At 61.8% G+C, this 18,076-nt stretch carries 11 protein-coding genes; 3 read left to right on the forward strand and 8 right to left on the reverse strand.

Annotated features, from left to right (window positions below):
• Positions 1-66 precede the first annotated feature (66 nt).
• The 5 genes from folK to AC0J6G_RS02115 form a co-directional block, all read right to left on the reverse strand.
• The gene (gene folK, locus AC0J6G_RS02095; RefSeq protein ID WP_475250823.1) at positions 67-567 is read right to left on the reverse strand and encodes a 2-amino-4-hydroxy-6-hydroxymethyldihydropteridine diphosphokinase; all 501 of its coding nucleotides are present in this window, start codon (positions 565-567) and stop codon (positions 67-69) included.
• Positions 567-1,973, reverse strand: coding sequence for a polynucleotide adenylyltransferase PcnB (locus AC0J6G_RS02100; protein ID WP_475250825.1), 1,407 nt, complete (start codon positions 1,971-1,973; stop codon positions 567-569). The genes folK and AC0J6G_RS02100 overlap by 1 nt, the downstream gene beginning before the upstream one ends.
• A gap of 700 nt (positions 1,974-2,673) precedes the next feature.
• Positions 2,674-4,101 carry a sigma-54-dependent transcriptional regulator gene (locus AC0J6G_RS02105; RefSeq protein ID WP_475250827.1) on the reverse strand — a complete coding sequence of 476 codons (1,428 nt, stop codon included), beginning with the start codon at positions 4,099-4,101 and terminating at the stop codon, positions 2,674-2,676.
• 76 nt (positions 4,102-4,177) lie between these two features.
• Positions 4,178-7,132 (reverse strand): sensor histidine kinase, encoded by a 2,955-nt coding sequence (locus tag AC0J6G_RS02110; protein WP_475250829.1) that lies wholly within the window; start codon positions 7,130-7,132, stop codon positions 4,178-4,180.
• A gap of 53 nt (positions 7,133-7,185) precedes the next feature.
• Positions 7,186-7,362, reverse strand: a complete 177-nt coding sequence (locus tag AC0J6G_RS02115) for a hypothetical protein (RefSeq protein WP_090243806.1) — start codon at positions 7,360-7,362, stop codon at positions 7,186-7,188.
• A gap of 323 nt (positions 7,363-7,685) precedes the next feature.
• Between AC0J6G_RS02115 and AC0J6G_RS02120 the strand changes: the two genes are divergently transcribed.
• Genes AC0J6G_RS02120 through AC0J6G_RS02130 form a run of 3 tightly spaced genes read left to right on the forward strand, consistent with a single transcriptional unit; the run spans position 7,686 to position 14,422 of the window.
• Positions 7,686-10,976, forward strand: coding sequence for a transglutaminase family protein (locus tag AC0J6G_RS02120; RefSeq protein ID WP_475250831.1), 3,291 nt, complete (start codon positions 7,686-7,688; stop codon positions 10,974-10,976).
• 60 nt (positions 10,977-11,036) lie between these two features.
• The gene (locus AC0J6G_RS02125) at positions 11,037-13,529 is read left to right on the forward strand and encodes a circularly permuted type 2 ATP-grasp protein (RefSeq protein ID WP_475250833.1); all 2,493 of its coding nucleotides are present in this window, start codon (positions 11,037-11,039) and stop codon (positions 13,527-13,529) included.
• On the forward strand, positions 13,526-14,422 hold the full coding sequence (locus tag AC0J6G_RS02130) for a transglutaminase family protein (RefSeq protein WP_475250835.1): 897 nt from the start codon (positions 13,526-13,528) through the stop codon (positions 14,420-14,422). The genes AC0J6G_RS02125 and AC0J6G_RS02130 overlap by 4 nt, the downstream gene beginning before the upstream one ends.
• Here the strand turns inward: AC0J6G_RS02130 and AC0J6G_RS02135 are convergent.
• From AC0J6G_RS02135 to AC0J6G_RS02145, 3 genes are all read right to left on the reverse strand, one after another.
• On the reverse strand, positions 14,419-15,360 hold the full coding sequence (locus AC0J6G_RS02135; RefSeq protein WP_475250837.1) for a DUF808 domain-containing protein: 942 nt from the start codon (positions 15,358-15,360) through the stop codon (positions 14,419-14,421). The two genes, AC0J6G_RS02130 and AC0J6G_RS02135, sit on opposite strands and share 4 nt — an antisense overlap.
• A 1,060-nt stretch (positions 15,361-16,420) precedes the next feature.
• A complete protein-coding gene (locus AC0J6G_RS02140) occupies positions 16,421-17,332 on the reverse strand; it encodes a glycerophosphodiester phosphodiesterase family protein (RefSeq protein ID WP_475250839.1) in 912 nt (303 codons plus the stop codon).
• A 171-nt stretch (positions 17,333-17,503) separates the two neighbouring features.
• Complete coding sequence (locus AC0J6G_RS02145; protein ID WP_475250841.1) at positions 17,504-18,076, reverse strand: HupE/UreJ family protein; 573 nt, start codon at positions 18,074-18,076, stop codon at positions 17,504-17,506.

The raw sequence follows: 18,076 nt of genomic DNA on the forward strand, positions 1-18,076 counted from the left end.
CTGCGTTATGCCAGGTCTATGGCGGTGGCTGCGGCATATACGGGTTGCTTGAGATGTGTGCGGATGTCAGGTCTGCTGCGCCTCGCAAAGCAGCTCCAGCCCTTCGAAGGGACGCACACTGAGAAGCTCGGTCAGTGCGCTGCCATCTGGCAAGCGCAGGTCGGGGGCAATTTCGGCCAGTGGGTAGAGCACGAAAGCGCGGGCATGCAGGTGGTAGTGCGGCACCGTCAGGCGCGGCTCATCCAGGCAGCGTTCGCCGAACAGCAGAATATCCAGATCAAGAGTGCGCGGGCCCCAGCGCTCGGCTTTGCGTGTGCGGCCTTGTTCCTGTTCGATGTTTTGCAGTGCATCGAGCAGCGCCAGTGGGCTGAGGTCAGTGTCCAGCGCAGCCACAGCGTTTACGTAACGCGGCTGGTCTGCCGGGCCTAGTGGGTCGCTGATATAGAAGGACGATTGTGCAATCAGGTTGCTCTGCGGCAGCGCGGCCAGGGCGGCCAGGGCGCTGCGCAGTTGGGCGAGTGGGGTGGCCAGGTTACTGCCCAGGCCGATATACACGCGCTCCATCATTACTCACCTGCGGCGGAACTACCGCCTTCACCAGCAGGGCCGCGCTTACGCTTGCTGTTGCTGCGCTTGCGTTTGCGGGGGGCGCCGGCTGCATCATCTTTGTTGCTGAGTTCGCGAATCATAGTGCGCCGCTCGCTGTCGCTGACGTCCTGATAGCGCGTCCACCAGTCGCCGAGGCCACCGGTTTCTTCGCCGGCACTTTCGCGCAGCAGGAGGAAGTCATACCCGGCGCGAAAGCGTGGATTTTCCAGCAACGTGTCGGCGCGTTTGCCGCTACGGCGTGGCAGGCGCTCCTGCATATCCCAGATTTCCCGGATCGGCATGGTGAAGCGCTTAGGCACGGCAATACGCTGGCATTGCTCGCTGATCAGTTCATGCGCCGCTTCCTGCATCGCCGGTATTGGCGGCATGCCGCGATCTTGCAACTTGATCACGCGGGCCGGCAGGGCCGGCCACAGCAGTGCAGCAAGGAGGAACGCCGGAGTGACTGTTTTACCCTGTTGAATGCGCAGGTCAGTGCTGTCCAGTGCATTACGGATCAACTGGTCGGTGTAGTCCGGGTTAAGTTTCAACGCCTCGGCGCTGGCTGGGAACAGCTGGCCGAACAGGCCGTAATCCACCAGCAGCTCGTAGGTGTACACCGCGTAGCCGGCAAGAAACAGTTTGAGCACTTCATCGAACAGGCGCGCAGCGGGGATGCCGCCAAGCAGCGGAGCCAATTTATAGATCGGCGCGGCGCTGTGTTTTTCGATGTCAAAATCCAGCTTGGCGGCAAAACGCACTGCACGCAACATGCGTACCGGATCTTCCTGGTAGCGCTGGGTCGGGTCACCGATCAGGCGGATCAAGTGGTTACGAATATCGTGTACGCCATTGGCGTAATCAAGAATGCGTTCGGTGCTGGGGTCGTAATACAGCGCATTAATGGTGAAGTCGCGGCGCTGGGCATCATCTTCCAAGCTGCCGTAGACGTTGTCGCGCAGAATCCGACCGCTCTCGTTACGTGAGGACAGGTTGCTGTTCTCTTCTTCATCGCCTTCGGGGTGATTGGCGCGGAAGGTCGCGACTTCGATAATCTCGCGGCCGAAATGCACATGCACCAGCTTGAAGCGGCGACCGATCACGCGCGCGTTGCGGAACTCAGCCCGCACCTGCTCAGGCGTGGCGCTGGTCGCGACATCGAAGTCTTTGGGCTCTATGTCCAGCAGCAAGTCACGTACGCAGCCACCGACCAAGTAGGCCTGGTAGCCGGCTTGTTGCAGGCGCTCGACCACGCTGATGGCGTAGCGGCTGATTTCACCCCGTTCGATGGGATGTTGGCTGCTGCTCAACACTTCGGGCGTGCTGTGCGAGTGTTTGCCACGGCGGATGGGGGTACGAAAGGATTTGAACAGCTTTTTCAGCATGGGAGGCACTGTTTGACTAAATGACTGGCCAGAGTATATGCCGGCCGCAGGAATGGCGTGGATTCTAGCATTGAGTCGAGGTTTGGTGCAGGAAACGGCGGGAGACTGCTGCAGGCGGGGAGTTTGAAGCTACTGGGGGAGCCGAAGCTCCCCCCCAAATTGGTGCGTGCTCTTTTTTTATTATTATGGCGGGCTTGTTGTTTTTGTTGATTTACCCGTTCCATCCAGTCAAGGACTTTTGGAAAACTTCCCAAGCTGGGAATCAAGAGCAAACGGATTGCTTTGGATGCTGACGCTGCCATGATCACACCGTGACCCAACCAGTTTTGGCGCTGCCTTAGGGCAGTTTTTTTATTCTCGGCCTGGTTTTGGGGCGAACCCCAAAGGCAATTCCTTTCCAAAAGAATCAGTTAGCTGCGCCTCCGCGGTGTTGTTTTTATTGTGCTGGAGTCGGTACGTCTTATTTTTATTAGGGTTGGAGCGTGCTTGTTATTGTTGTTGTGCCAGTACTAAAGCAGAACTCGTGCCAGTTTTTGTAAACCCTTTAAATTCAGGGGTTTGAGCGTTTTGGGTAGTGGCCAGACGGGATAAAAAAGCCGGGCTCTCGTTACCATAAGACCCGGCTTTTGTTACTAAGTGTTGAATGGGTAACAGGTTGTGGAACCACCTGCGTACGCATCTGTCACCTGACTGTGACGCGCTAGCCTGCGGTTACGCCCGAGGATTTGCGCCGCGGAATACCCAGGCGCTGACGGCGTTCCCACAAACATTTGCGGCTGATACCGAGTTTGCGGGCTAACTCGGTCTCGGTCATGTGGTCTTGGTGTTCCAGCACAAAGTGCTGAAAGTAGTCTTCCAGTGACAAATCTTCGGTCGGTTCGCTCGGCTCATGCCCCAAGCCAGCACTTTGTACGGGCAGGCCGGTGAAGTCGTCTTCCAGGTCATCCAGCTCGATATCAATGCCCAGTAGCTCGGCTGAGATGCTGTTGCCTTCGCAGAGAATCACCGCGCGCTCGATAGCGTTTTCCAGTTCGCGCACGTTACCCGGCCAAGAGTAATGATGGATGGCCTGTTCCGCGTCGGCGGCAAAGCGCAGTTCGAGACGGTTCTGGCGGGTGCTTTGGCGAATCAGGAAGGCGCGGGCGATTTCGATCACATCCGCCCCGCGCTCGCGCAGGGGGGGCAGTTTCAGCGCGATCACGTGCAGGCGGTAATACAGGTCTTCGCGGAACTGGCCGATTTTCGACAGGCTTTTCAGGTCGCGGTGGGTCGCAGCGATCAGGCGCACATCGACTTTTTGTGACTGCACCGAGCCAACCCGGCGAATCTCGCCTTCTTGCAGCACGCGCAGCAGGCGCGCCTGAGCTTCCAGTGGCAGCTCACCGATTTCATCGAGGAACAGGGTGCCGCCATCAGCGGCCTCGACCAGGCCGGCACGGCCGGCGCTGGCGCCGGTGAACGCTCCTTTCTCGTGGCCGAACAGTTCCGATTCGATCAGCGATTCCGGGATGGCGGCGCAGTTCACTGAAATCAGCGGCGCTTTGGCGCGGCGCGAGAGGTTGTGCAGGGCGCGGGCGACCAGTTCTTTACCGGTGCCGGATTCGCCTTGAATCAGTACATTGGAGTCGGTGGGCGCGACCTTGCGGATTTTGCTGTACATCTCCTGCATGGCTGGGCAAGAGCCGATGATGCCAATCTCGCCGTTGCTGTTATCGACGGCCTTGTCATTGCCAGCTTTGGCATTGGCGGCTGCAGGCGCTGGTGCGTTCTTGGTCTGTTGAAAGTCGCGCAGGATACGCGCCACGGCCTGAAGCATTTCATCGTGGTCAAAGGGTTTGGCGATGTAGTCCACCGCGCCCATTTTCATCGAGTCGACGGCCGAACGCAGGCTGGCGTAGCTGGTCATGATCAGCACCGGGGTGCCCTGGCCGAGTTTGATCATCTCCGTGCCGGGGGCGCCGGGTAGGCGCAGGTCACTGACGATCAGGTCGAAGCTGGGGATGCTGAAGCGCTCTTGGGCTTCCTGCACTGAGCCGGCTTCACTGACTTGATATTGGTTGCGCTCCAGCAGGCGGCGCAGGGCGGAGCGGATAATGGTTTCGTCTTCGACGATCAAAATATGAGGCATTAAATGGGTCTCTCGACGGTCTCGGAGCATGCCGCTGGGCCAATCAGCCGTGCTGGCAGACTCTCTGTTAGCTGGTTTAAGTCGCTAGGGACGTCGCCTCGACATGCCGCGGCAGGCTGACCCGAATACGGGTGCCGCGCTGCAGTTCCAGGTCGGCCGGGCTGTCGATTGTTATTTGTCCATAATGCTCTTCCACGATCGAATAGACCAGCGCGAGGCCCAGGCCGGTGCCTTTGCCCACTTCTTTGGTGGTGAAAAAAGGTTCGAATAAACGGTCGATGATCGCCTTGGGAATACCGCTGCCTTCGTCTTCGACGATCAGGTCGATGGTGTGCTCAAACACCTCACTCTTGACCCGGATCGCGCTGCCCGGCGGTGAGGCATCGCGGGCGTTGGACAGTAGGTTGATCAGCACCTGAGCCAAGCGCTGCGGGTCACCGATTACCCAGTGATCGGAATCGCAGAGGTTAAAGAACTGCACTTCAACGCTGCGTCGGTTGAGGGCCAGCAGGGCGATGGCATCCTGCGCGACCTGGGCCAGGCAGACGGGTTCTTCACTGTTTTGATGGCTGCCGGAATGGGCAAAGCTCATCAGCGACTGGACGATGCGCGACACGCGCTTGGTCTGTTCAATGATCTGTTCGCTGATTTCGGTTATCTCGCTGTCACCTTCACGCTCTTCGCGCAGGTTTTGCGCCAGGCAGGCGATGCCGGTAATCGGGTTGCCGATCTCGTGGGCGACCCCCGCGGCCAGGCGACCAATAGACGCCAGGCGCTCGGAATGCACCAGCTTGTCTTCCAGTAATTGGGTTTCGGTAAGGTCTTCAACCAGCAGCACCAGGCCGCTGTTACCGGGAGCCAGGGGCTCATCGATGGCCGCCTTGTGCAGGTTGAGCCAGCGGGTCTGGCCGTCGAGGGCCAGGCGCTGTTTGTGTAAGTGCTCGTCGGGCAGTTCGATAAAGCTCTGCAGCAGGCTGCGCCACGGCTCGCCCAGGGTGTTCAGGCGTGAGCCGACCACGCGCTGCGCGGGGATTTCGGTGAGTTCTTCCATGGCCCTGTTCCACATCAGGATCTCCTGATCCTTGGCGAGTGAGCAGACGCCCATGGGCAGCTCTTGCAGGGTTTGCCGATGGTAGCGGCGCAGGGTGTCGAGTTCCGCCGCCAGGCCGGTGAGGCGCGAGTGGTAATCCTCTAGGCGGTTCTCGATAAAGTGGATGTCTTCGCTGACATAGGTTTCGCTGCCGGCTTTGTAAGGCAGGAAAGTTTCGACAATGTCCTGGGCGACGCTGGGGCCCATCAGGCCGGAAAGGTTGGCCTCGATGCGGTCACGCAGGCGGCGCAGCGCGTAGGGGCGGCCTTCATCGAATGGCAGGTGCAGGTCACGCAGCGCCTGCTCGACCTCATGCTGAGCGGTTTTCGCGCCCAACGGTTTGGCCAGCTGCGCGGCAAACTCCTGTGGCGAATTAGCCAGCAGTTCACGTCGCTGTGGGCGGCGCACGTTATCCACGGCGCAGGCTTCAGCGGCGCTTTTCTCTTCCGGGCTGGCCTCGGTAAACAGTGACACCAACGTGAATACCAGCACGTTGGCGGCCAGCGAGCCGATCGCCGCCATGTGCCAGCTGCTGTCGTCCAGTACATAGATGACGTTGAACCACGGCAGGTACAGCCCCTGCAAATTGCCGAGCATCGGCAGCAACATGCTCACTGTCCACACGCCGATACCCGCCAGCAGGCCGGCAATAAAGCCTTTACGGTTAGCCGCCGGCCAGTACAGCACTGCCAGCACGCCAGGGAGGAACTGCAAGGTGGCGACGAAGGCGACGATGCCCAGGTTGGCCAGGTCCTGTTCAGCGCCGAGTAATACATAGAAGCCGTAGCCGGCCATGATCACCAGCAGGATCAGCGCCCGGCGCGTCCACTTCAGCCAGCGGTAGATATTGCCCTCGGACGGCGGTTGATAGAGCGGCAACACCACATGGTTGAGCACCATGCCCGACAGCGCCAAGGTTGAAACGATGATCAGCCCGCTGGAGGCCGACAGCCCGCCAATATAGGCAATCAGCGCCAGCGTCTGACTATTGACCGCGATGCCTACGCCGAGTGTGAAATATTCCGGGTTGGTGGTGGCCCCTAGCTTCAGGCCTGCCCAGAGAATCAGCGGCACCGCCAGGCTCATCAGTAGCAAAAATAGCGGCAGGCCCCAACTGGCGCTGACCATGGCGCGCGGGTTGAGGTTCTCGGTAAAGGTCATGTGGTACATGTGCGGCATGACGATGGCCGAGGCAAAGAACACCAGCAGCAGGGTGCGCCACGGGCCTTCCTGCAGCGGGGTGTGCAGGCTGGTCAGCGAGGACTGGTTCTGCACCAGCCAGGATTGCAGATCCTGCGGGCCATCGAATACGCCATACAGCGCGTACAGGCCGATGGCGCTGATCGCCACCAGTTTGACCACCGACTCGAAGGCGATGGCGAACACCAAACCTTCATGCTTCTCGCGAGTGGCGATATGCCGGGCGCCGAACAGGATGGTGAACAAAATAATCAGCCCGCAGTAGGCCAACGCTACGCGCTCCTGCACCGGCTCGCGGGTGAGGATGCCAATGGAGTCGGCCACGGCCTGAATCTGCAGGGCCAGCAGCGGCAGTACGCCGATCAGCATAAACACCGTGGTCAATGCGCCGGCCCAAGTGCTGCGAAAACGGAAGGCAAACAGGTCGGCCAGCGATGACAGCTGGTAGGTGCGGGTAATACGCAGGATCGGATAAAGCAGCACCGGCGCCAGCAGAAACGCCCCGGATACCCCCAGGTAACTGGCGAGGAAGCCGTAGCCGTATTGATAGGCCAACCCCACCGTGCCGTAGAAGGCCCAGGCGCTGGCATACACGCCGAGCGACAGGGTGTAGGTCAGCGGATGCCGAATCACCCAGCGCGGAATCAGGCCGTGTTCACTGATCCAGGCCACGCCGAACAAGATAAGAAGGTAGGCCGCGCTGATCAGGATCAGCTGGCTCAGGCTAAAGCTCGTCAGCATCACGTTGGCTCGGCGAATAGATAAAGGGCAGGCATGGGCTGCTGCGCGGTGCGTCAGAGTTCATCAGCATCTTGCTGGCTCTGCAGAATAAAGGTGACGACGATCAGAATCAGCCACAGCAGGTAGGGGCGGTACCAGGCCCCATTGGGGTCGATCCACCAGTCCATGATGGCCGGGGAAAACAGGTAGATCCCCACCACCAGGATCAGCACCAATCGATAGATATACATGCTGCATCTCTTCGTTTAATTGCCGGCGATGGTAACGGATGCATCGCGCTCTGCGTAGGCGGGCAACCGTTTGGGCGTGATGCGCGTTGTTTGCCGTCAGGCCGGCGACGTTTCAGTGAGCCGCCTGATCGTCAGCGCCAACGCAGCCTTGAGCGGCTGGGCGACCTGTTTTCGTGCGCTGCGGCAGGTGTGGGGCATGGCTGGCCCTGTTGTGGTGCGCGTCAGTGGTGGGTGAATGCGCGAGGCCGCGCCAGTACTGGCTTGGATCACTGGCATAAGTCTTGCGCTGCCTGGTTATCGCCCAGGCTCGCAGGAGGCCCGCTGTGTCGATTCATATCGCCTTGCACCATGTCAGCCACTATCGCTACGACCGCGCGGTCAATCTTGGCCCGCAGGTCGTGCGCCTGCGTCCTGCACCGCACAGCCGTACCCGGGTTCTGTCCTACGCGTTGAAGGTCGAACCGGGCGAGCACTTTATCAACTGGCAGCAGGACCCCCAGGGCAACTACCTGGCGCGCCTGGTGTTTCCGGAAAAGACCCGTGAGCTGAAGATTGAGGTCGATCTAGTCGCCGAAATGGCGGTGTTCAACCCCTTCGATTTCTTCCTTGAGCCTTACGCCGAGAAAATCCCTTTCGCCTATACCGAGGGCGAGCAGCTGGAGCTGGCGCCTTATTTGGTGAAACTGCCGGCGGACAAACTGTTTGCCAAATACCTGGCCAGCATCGAGCGTACGCCGCTGCCGAGCGTGGATTTTTTGGTGGCGCTGAACCAGCGCCTGTCCACCGATATCAGCTACCTGATTCGACTTGAGCCGGGCGTGCAGACTCCGGAAGAAAGCCTGGAGAAAGGCTCCGGCTCCTGCCGTGATTCGGCCTGGCTGCTGGTGCAATTGTTCCGCCACCTGGGCCTGGCGGCGCGCTTTGTTTCCGGCTACCTGATTCAGCTGAAAGCCGATGTTAAATCCCTCGACGGCCCGTCCGGCACCGAGGTGGATTTCACCGACCTGCACGCCTGGTGCGAGGTTTACCTGCCGGGCGCCGGCTGGATTGGCCTGGACCCGACCAGCGGCCTGTTCGCCGGTGAAGGCCATATTCCGCTGGCCTGCAGCCCCGAACCGTCCTCGGCGGCGCCGATCAGCGGCGGCGTGGATGAGAGCGAGTGCGAGTTCAGCCACGAGATGTGGGTCGAGCGTATCTGGGAAGCGCCGCGGGTCAGCAAACCTTATAGCGAGGCGCAGTGGCAGGCGATTGTCGCCCTTGGGCAGAAGATCGATGAGGACCTGCAAACGCAGGATGTGCGCCTGACCATGGGCGGCGAGCCGACCTTTGTTGCCCTGGACTACCCCGACGATGCGGAGTGGAACACCGCCGCCCTTGGGCCGAACAAACGCCGCCTGGCCACCGACCTGTTCCATCGCCTGCGTGAGCACTACGCACCGCAAGCGCTGGTGCACTTCGGCCAGGGTAAGTGGTACCCCGGCGAGCAGCTGCCGCGTTGGTCGCTGAATGCCTACTGGCGCCGCGATGGTGAGCCGCTGTGGAACAACCCGGCGCTTTACGCCGACGAGCAGCAGGACTATGGCGTTGATGCGGCCAAGGCCGCCGACTTTCTCACCCTGCTCGCCGAGCGCCTGGGCGTGGACGCTAAATACTGCGTGCCGGCTTATGAGGACCGCTTCTACTACCTGTGGCGCGAGCGCAAGCTACCAATCAACGTCACCGCCGAAGACCCACGCCTGGCCGACCCGCTGGAGCGCGAACGTCTGCGCAAAGTGTTCGAGCAGGGGCTGGATAAAGTAGTCGGGCACATCCTGCCGTTGGCCCGGCAGGCTAAGCAGCTTGGCTGGCAGAGTGGCAGCTGGTTCTTGCGTGATGAGCACTGCCGGCTGATACCGGGCGATTCGGCGATGGGCTACCGCCTGCCGCTGGATTCGCAACCTTGGGTCAGCGAGGCCGATTACCCCTACGTAAACCCGGAAGACCCAAGTCAGGTATTTGCGCCACTGCCGGCTGCGCCGCAGATTAAGCCGCAGTCGCGCGGTGTCTGGTCGGGCAGTCAGACCAGTACGAGCAAACGTCCGCTGCTGGGCCAGTCGGCTGCCGCTGTGGTGCGCACCGCGCTGTGCGCCGAGCCGCGCGACGGCAAGCTCTATCTATTTATGCCGCCGTTGGTGCGCCTGGAAGACTATCTGGAACTGGTGGCGGCCATCGAAGCCACTGCTGCCGAGATGAAGTGCCCGGTGCTGCTGGAGGGGTACGAACCGCCACTGGACCCTCGCCTGCAGTTCTTCCGCGTAACCCCGGACCCCGGCGTGATTGAGGTGAATATCCACCCGGTCGCCAGTTGGGATGAGCTGGTCGAGCGCACCGAATTTCTCTACGAGCAGGCCCGCGAGTGCCGCCTCTCCAGCGAGAAATTTATGATCGATGGCCGCCACACCGGCACCGGCGGCGGTAACCACTTTGTGCTCGGCGGCGCGACGCCGGCGGACTCGCCGTTTCTGCGGCGGCCGGATCTGCTGCGCAGCCTGATCAGCTACTGGCACAACCACCCGTCGCTGTCCTACCTGTTTAGCGGTCTGTTTATCGGGCCGACATCCCAGGCGCCGCGTATCGACGAGGCGCGCAACGATGCCCTGTACGAACTGGAAATCGCCTTCGCGCAGATGCCCGAAGTGGGCCGCGACTGCCAGCCCTGGCTGGTCGACCGCCTGTTGCGCAACTTGCTGGTGGACGTCACCGGTAACACCCACCGTGCCGAGTTCTGTATCGACAAGCTGTACTCGCCGGATTCGGCCTCCGGGCGCCTCGGCCTGCTGGAGCTGCGCGCCTTCGAGATGCCGCCCCACGCGCAGATGAGCCTGGCGCAGCAACTGTTGATTCGCGCGCTGATCGCGCGTTTCTGGCGCGAGCCCTACAAGCCGGCGCGGCTGGTGCGCTGGGGCACCGAGCTGCATGACCGCTATCTGCTGCCGCACTTTATCGAGCAGGACTTTGCCGACGTGCTGCAGGAGCTGGACGGCTGCGGCTATCGCCTGCACAACGAGTGGTTTGCTCCGCATTTCGAGTTCCGCTTTCCCAAGTCCGGCGATTTCAACGTCAAGGGCATCGAGCTGGAACTGCGTCAGGCTCTGGAACCCTGGCATGTGCTGGGCGAGGAGGGCGGTGGCGGCGGTACGGTGCGCTATGTGGATTCCTCGCTGGAGCGCATGCAGGTCAAACTCAGCGGTCTGCCGAGTGATCGTTATGTGCTGACCTGCAACGGTGTGCCGGTGCCCCTGCGGCCCACCGGCAAGGTCGGCGAATTTGTCGGCGGCGTACGTTTCCGCGCCTGGCAGCCGGCCAACTGCCTGCACCCGACTATCGAAGTACACGCGCCGCTGGTCTTCGACCTGGTGGACAGCTGGATGAGCCGCTCCCTCGGCGGTTGTCAGTATCATGTCGCTCATCCCGGTGGACGCAACTACGACAGCCTGCCGGTAAACGCCTATGAGGCGGAGAGTCGGCGTCTGGCGCGCTTCTTCCGCTTGGGCCATAGCCCAGGCAAACGCCCGACACTGGCGCCGATCAACAATAATGAACTGCCCATGACCCTGGATCTGCGCCTCGTTTAACCCCCTCACCCATAACGGGGCGAGGGGCGCGCTGCCCGTGATCGTCTTATCGAGCCTGCCATGCCCGACCTGCTTGCCGACTACCCCCTGACACCAGGGGCTTACCATGAACTGTTCGACGCAGATGGTCAGGCGCGCCCGCACTGGCGCCTGTTGCTGGAGCGTCTGCAGCGCAGCAGTCCGGCGCAGCTGGCGCAGCGTCAGGCCTTGCTGGCCCGGCAGATTCAGGAAAATGGGGTGACCTACAACGTTTACGCCGACCCCGATGGCGCCGACCGGCCGTGGGAGCTGGACCTGCTGCCCAATCTGATCCCGGCCGAAGAATGGCAGCAGATCGCCGCCGGCGTAGCGCAGCGTGCCGGTTTGCTAAATGCCGTGTTGGCCGACCTGTATGGCCCACAGCAACTGCTGGCCGACGGGCTGTTGCCGGCAGAGCTGGTGTTTGGCCACAACAACTACCTGTGGCCCTGCCAGGGCATGCAGCCGCCCGGCGGCACTTATCTGCACCTGTATGCGGTGGATCTGGCCCGTGCGCCGGATGGTCGCTGGTGGGTCACCGCCGACCGCACTCAGGCGCCGTCTGGCGCCGGTTATGCCTTGGAAAACCGGCAAATTGTTTCGCGCGCCTTTCCCGAGCTGTACCGCGATCTGCGCGTGCAATACCTGGCCGGTTTCTTCCGCACCCTGCAGGACACTCTGGCGCGCCAGGCCCCGGCCGGCAGTGAAACACCGCTGGTGGTGCTGCTCACCCCTGGGCGTTTCAACGAGAGCTATTTCGAGCACCTGTACCTGGCGCGTCAGCTCGGTTACCCGCTAGTGGAAGGCAGCGACCTGACCGTGCGCGACGCTAAGGTCTACCTGAAAACCCTGGCCGGCCTGCGCCGCGTGCATGCGGTGCTGCGCCGTCTGGATGATGACTTTTGCGACCCGCTGGAGCTGCGTACCGACTCGGCCCTCGGCGTGCCCGGCCTCCTGGAAGCGGTGCGCCAGGGCAATGTGCTGGTGGCCAACGCCCTTGGCAGTGGCGTGCTGGAATCCCCTGGCTTGCCGGGCTTTCTCCCGGCCATCGCAGAAAAATTATTGGGCGAAGAACTGCTGCTGCCGAGCATCGCCAGTTGGTGGTGCGGTGAGCCGCCGGTGCTGGATAAAGCCCTGGAACAGCTCGACGAGCTGCTGGTGCGCGCCAGCTTTCCCTCGCAGAGTTTTGCCCCGGTGTTTGGCCGTGATCTGGACGAGGCGCAGCGCGCCGAGTTGGCTGAGCGGCTCAAGGCGCGGCCTTATGCTTATGTCGCCCAGGCCCTGGCGCAACTGTCGCAGGCCCCGGTCTGGCAGCCTGAAGAAGGCCAGCTGGCGCCGCGTGCCATCGGCATGCGGGTGTTTGCCGTGGCCAGCGCCGAGGGTTACCGGGTCATGCCTGGCGGCCTGACTCGGGTAGCCGCCGAAGCCGACGCCGAAGTGGTGTCGATGCAGCGCGGCGGTGCCAGCAAGGACACCTGGGTGCTCGGCGAACGGCATGCCGGCGGCGAACCCTGGCAATGGCTGCGCCCGCTGGGCGTGGCCGATTTGGTGCGCAGTGACCCCTATCTGCCTTCGCGGGTGGTGGAAAACCTCTACTGGTTTGGCCGCTACAGCGAACGCTGCGAGGACGGTGCGCGGCTGCTACGCATCATGCTGGCGCGTTATGTGGATGACGACGATGACCCCCAGGCGCTGCAAACCGCCCTGAGCCTGGCTGAAAGCCTGGGTCTGCTGCCGGATGCTGACAGCGGCGAACTGCAACAGCGCCTGCTTGAAGCGCTGCTGGGTGAGGACTGGCCGGGCAGCCTACGCGGCAATCTGCAGCGTTTGCAGTGGGTGGCCGGCAGCGTGCGCGGCAAGCTGTCCCAGGCCAACTGGCAGGCTCTGCTCGAATTACAGCGCGAGGCCCAGGGGTTGAGCAGCGAGCAGGCCGACTTCGGCGAGTTACTGGATTTTCTTGACCGTCTGCTGCTGTCGCTGGCGGCGCTCTCAGGCTTTGCTTTGGATGACATGACCCGTGACGACGGCTGGCGTTTTCTGATGATCGGCCGCTGCATCGAGCGTCTGCAGTTTCTCTGCGACAGCCTGGCCAACTTCCTCACCAGCAGCGCGGCGCAGGATCAATCGGCGCTGGAGTGGCTGCTGGAACTGGGCAACAGCAGCATCACCTACCGCACCCGTTACCTGGCTTCCGCGCAGCTGATTCCGGTGCTCGACCTGTTGCTGCTGGATGAGCAGAACCCGCATGCCGTGCTGTTTCAGGTGCGCACCCTGCTGCGCTCGCTGGCGCGCCTGGGCGAGCGTTTCGAGCTGCCCAGCGAGCGTCGGCTGAAACACCTGGAAGGGCAGTTGGCGCGCTTTAGCCTGGCCAGCCTGGAGAATCCGCTGTTTGGCGCGGTGAGTGTGCAGGAGGTGCTGGATGGTTTGTCTGGGCTGCTGGAAAGCATCAGCCAGGCCAGTGCGGACATCTCCGACCGTTTAGGCTTGCGCTTCTTTGTGCATGTCGACGCCAGCCAGCGGACGCAATCCTCATGAGCAGCGCCTTCTACCAGATACTTCACGACACCCATTACCGTTACGCCAGCCCTGTATCGCTGGCCCAGCAGCTGGCGCACCTCTGGCCACGGGCTTGCCCCTGGCAACGTAACCATGAACAGCAGCTGCTGGTCAGCCCGCAGCCGTGCCAGCGCCAGGATGCCCTGGATGTGTTCGGCAACCCGCTGACCCGCCTGGTGTTCGAGCGCCCGCATGACGAACTCAAAGTCAGTGCGCGCCTGCAGGTCGAAGTGCTGGCGCGCCAAGCGTTGGATCTGCAGGCGTCACCGCCCTGGGAAGACGCCTGCACGGCGCTGCGCTACAGCGGTCAGGCGCTGCCGCCTGGGGTGCTGGAGGCGACGCGTTTTCGTTTCGAGTCGCCTTATGTGCACCTCAAACAGGTGTTCAGCGACTATGCGGCGGATTGCTTTAGCCCCGGCCGGCCGCTGCTGGCGGCGGTGGACGGGCTTATGCAGAAGATTTTCAGCGAGTTCAGCTTCGATGCCGCGGCCACCCAGGTGGCCACGCCGCTATTGCAGGTACTGGAAGAGCGCCGTGGCGTGTGCCAAGACTTCGCCCATCTGATGCTCGCCTGCCTGCGTTCCATGGGCCTCTCGGCGCGCTATGTCAGCGGCTACCTGCTGACCCAGCCACCGCCCGGCCAGCCCCGGCTGATCGGTGCCGACGCCTCGCACGCCTGGGTCTCGGTGTTCTGCCCGCAGCAGGGCTGGGTGGATTTCGACCCGACCAACAATATCCGCCCGGCGCTGGAACATATCACCCTGGCCTGGGGCCGCGATTTTGCTGATGTCTCACCGCTGCGCGGGGTGATTCTTGGCGGCGGCAGCCATGACCCCGAGGTGCAGGTGACGGTGCTGCCGTTGGCGGGTTAGTTCTTGATGGCTTTCCGGGCGCGGGTGGCCAGGTTGACCAGCAGCAGGGTTACGGCCCCGGCGATGATCCCAGCGACAGCATTCAGCAGCGTTGGCAGCAAGGCTGCAAGCAGGCCGCTGCTGACCGCCACGGTCTGCGCCAACTGGTCGATCCACACCTGCGCAGCATGCACGCCGTGGGTGAGGATGCCGCCGCCGACCATAAACATTGCAGCGGTGCCGATAACCGACAGGCTTTTCATCATGTATGGCGCGGTAAACAGAATGCCGCGACCGAGGCTGCGTTGTAGGCGGCTGGCCAGGCCTTCGCCAGCGCGCTGATTAAGGTAGAGGCCGGCGTCATCCAGCTTGACGATGCCCGCCACCAGGCCATAAACCCCGACTGTCATCAGCAGGGCGATGCCTGAGAGCACAGCAACTTGCTTGCCGAAACCGGCCAGCGCCACGGTGCCGAGGGTGATGGCGATGATTTCCGCCGAGAGGATAAAGTCGGTGCGGATCGCGCCTTTGATCTTGTCCTGCTCAAAGGCCAGCATATCCACCGCAGGGTTGGCCACCGCATGCAGCCGTTCGGCTTGCTGCGCCTGGGCGTCGCCCTGGTTGTGGATGAACGTGTGCACGAGCTTCTCGAAGCCCTCGTAGCACAGGAAGGCGCCACCGAACATCAGCAGCGGCGTCACCGCCCAAGGCGCAAAGGCGCTGATCAGCAGTGCTGCAGGCACCAGGATCATTTTGTTGCGCAGTGAACCTTTAGCCACCGCCCACACCACGGGCAATTCACGCTCGGCGCGTACGCCACTAACCTGCTGGGCATTCAACGCCAGGTCATCGCCGAGAACGCCGGCGGTTTTCTTGGCGGCGACCTTGGTCATCAGGGCCACATCGTCGAGCACGCTGGCGATGTCATCGAGCAGGGTTAATAGGCTGGCGCCGGCCATGCTGGGGATTCCTTTCTGCGGTTTTAAAGGGTAACCGCCAGGTACAACTGCCGGCGATGGTGCGCAGGGTTATACGTGAGTCAGCCTGCATCAGCCATAGGTAGCCCGTAGGGTTTAGCGCCGCAAAGGAAAATCGGCTGAACGGTTATTCGCCGCTGCTGCCACTGGCCCCGCTGGCATAGGCGGCAAGCAGGCTGCGTAACAGATCATTAACAAGCATGGGAGAACTCCTTTAGTAAGGCTCTGACGCTACGCCTGAGTCTCGGGGCTGGGGTGTTGATTCTCTCGATAAGGCTCATAGGCAAAAGCTGATGCGGTTTTATACACAGCACGTCGCCACGCCTAGTTAGTTGTGCACAAAGACTGTGGAGCGAGTTGTGGATAAGGTGGGTGTAGGCGCTTTAGGGCTTAGTGGTGTGAGCGTTAGCGGGTTTTGTGTGTTTTTTGATCAGGGGTTTATTTGTCGCCTAAATAGTCAATTGATCAGGTTGTTCAGGGTGAAATCAGTGGCCAATACGGAAGTTGTCCACCACTACTGTGGGTAGAGTTGTTTATAACTCCGGTATGCCTGCCTGTAGACCTTGTTATGCGTGGCTTTGCGCGAGTTGTATGTTTTTTGATCGGTGCAATATTTATCGCACAAACAACAGGTTAGTCTGGTTATTCAGAACCGGATGGGGTAGTGCTGAAGTTGTCCACGACTACTGTGGGTAGAGCTGTTGATAACTCTGGTATGCCTGCGTGAAAGGCAAGCTGGGCAAGGCGTTGCCAGAGTTGTTCTTTTTTTGATCAGCCCGTTGAAGTGGTGAAAAGCGTCATTTTGAACCGCCGGAGTCAAGCAATAATCGCGTTATTTCAGGGTTTTTCCACCCGCTGCAGGCGTGCAGTGGATAACTTATCCCAAGTTACTGTGGAGTGATCTGTGGATAAGCTGCGCACGCTTACTTCCAGGCCACAGCGGCCGTGGCCTGGAGGGAGTAGGTTGTTTTTTGTACAGGCGCGATATAGGGCGGGGCGAGCGGCGTAGGGGCGTGACGCCGCTGCTTGTCAGACAGCGCGCTTAGTTTTCCAGGGCGCTGATGCGGGTCGAGCGCCCTAATACCTGCAGGGCGCGGTCCGGGTAGTCGGTAATCAGTGCGTGGGCGCCTTGGTCGAGCAGGCGGCGCATGTCCGGCTGTTCGTTGATGGTCCACAACTGAGTGTTCAGCCCGCGTTGTGCGGCGGTTTTGAGCAGGCTGGGGCTGGCAACGGTCAGGCCGCCGTGGGCTTCGGGAATCTGCAGCGCCTGGTAGGAGGGCGACAGCAGGCCGCCTAGGCCGACCCAGTTGAGCGCCACCAGCAGGCGCACTGAGCCGGGCCCGGCGGAGGTGGCAACGCCTGGGCATTGTTCGCGGAACAGCTGCAGGCTGCGGTCATAGAAGCTGCCGACAATCACCTTGTCGCGTTGCTGGTGCGCCTCCAAGGCATCACATAACAGCGCTTCCATGCCGACATCCGGCACCTTGATCTCAATCACCTTGGGCGCCGCTGGAATGCGTTCGAGTACCTCGGCAAAGCTGGGGATGCGTATCCCCTGGCCGCGATAGGGGTAACTCTGACCGCCGTCGGCACTCCAGCGGTAACCGGCGTCCAGCGCTTGCAACTGCGCCAGGCTGCGCGCGGCCACCGGGCCTTCGCCATTGGTGGTGCGATCCAGCTTACTGTCGTGGATCACCACCAGCTCACCGTCACTGGACAGGTGCAGGTCCATCTCCAGCATGTCCACGCCCAGGGCGCTGGCACGCTCGAAGGCAAACAGGCTGTTCTCCGGCCACAGGGCTTTGCCGCCCCGGTGGGCAATGACCAGAGGTTGTTCGCCTAAGTTGCTCAGCACCCCCATCGGTAAGGCCGGTTTACTGGTGAGGGCCAGCACGCCGAGAGCGATGGCCAGCAATAAGAGCGGAGCAGATAAAAAGCGGGCGACGCGCAGCATGGTCAGGGTCCAGGGCAGCCAATGGGGGAGGGGGTTTAATACGCCTCGACTATGACAAAGCCATGGCGGCTGAGCGAGAGGCGAAATGCGCCAGCCTAGCGACCTTTGCGGTCAGGGGCGGTTGGTGGGGCGGATGTGGGTGGACGTTGGTCGTCCACCCGAGCCAGCAACTCAGCCTGTCAGCAGCCAGGCACCGGTGACTGCCGAGGCGGCGCCGAGTACGCGCACCACCGGTGCAGCGGCCTGGGGCAGCAGACGCACCAGGGCATAGCCGCTGGCGTGCAGGGCGGCGGTGGCAACCACAAAACCTGCGGCATAGCCCCATGGGCTGGCCAGCTCCGGCAGCTCCAGGCCGTGGGCGACGCCGTGAGTCAGGGCGAACAGTGCGGTCAGGGCAATGGAGATAACCATCGGCAGGCGGATGGCCACGGCGACTAACAGACCGAAAGCCAGAACCGAGGCGGCGATGCCGGTTTCCATCAGCGGAATTTGCAGGCCGTTAAACCCGAGCAGACCGCCAATCAACATAGTGCCGACAAAGGTCAGCGGCAGCGCCCAGCGCGCTGCGCCGGATTGCTGCGCAGCCCACAGGCCAACAGCGAGCATGGCCAGCAGGTGATCGAGGCCGAATACCGGGTGTGCCAGACCGGCCATGACGCCGGAATGATCGTGGCCGGCATGGGCGAATGCCACGGCCGGGCTGAGGAACAGGGCGAGGGCGAACAGCGATTTACGCAGGTTCAT

The organism is Pseudomonas sp. TS_SC_3 (assembly GCF_056156225.1).

Bases quoted from the DNA above. Each gene is read 5' to 3' on its own strand.
- AC0J6G_RS02110 (WP_475250829.1), bottom strand. From the start codon at position 7,132: ATGCTGACGAGCTTTAGCCTGAGCCAGCTGATCCTGATCAGCGCGGCC.
- folK (WP_475250823.1), bottom strand. From the start codon at position 567: ATGATGGAGCGCGTGTATATCGGCCTGGGCAGTAACCTGGCCACCCCA.
- AC0J6G_RS02125 (WP_475250833.1), top strand. From the start codon at position 11,037: ATGCCCGACCTGCTTGCCGACTACCCCCTGACACCAGGGGCTTACCAT.
- AC0J6G_RS02100 (WP_475250825.1), bottom strand. From the start codon at position 1,973: ATGCTGAAAAAGCTGTTCAAATCCTTTCGTACCCCCATCCGCCGTGGC.
- AC0J6G_RS02145 (WP_475250841.1), bottom strand. From the start codon at position 18,076: ATGAACCTGCGTAAATCGCTGTTCGCCCTCGCCCTGTTCCTCAGCCCG.
- AC0J6G_RS02115 (WP_090243806.1), bottom strand. From the start codon at position 7,362: ATGTATATCTATCGATTGGTGCTGATCCTGGTGGTGGGGATCTACCTG.
- AC0J6G_RS02105 (WP_475250827.1), bottom strand. From the start codon at position 4,101: ATGCCTCATATTTTGATCGTCGAAGACGAAACCATTATCCGCTCCGCC.
- AC0J6G_RS02135 (WP_475250837.1), bottom strand. From the start codon at position 15,360: ATGGCCGGCGCCAGCCTATTAACCCTGCTCGATGACATCGCCAGCGTG.
- AC0J6G_RS02130 (WP_475250835.1), top strand. From the start codon at position 13,526: ATGAGCAGCGCCTTCTACCAGATACTTCACGACACCCATTACCGTTAC.
- AC0J6G_RS02140 (WP_475250839.1), bottom strand. From the start codon at position 17,332: ATGCTGCGCGTCGCCCGCTTTTTATCTGCTCCGCTCTTATTGCTGGCC.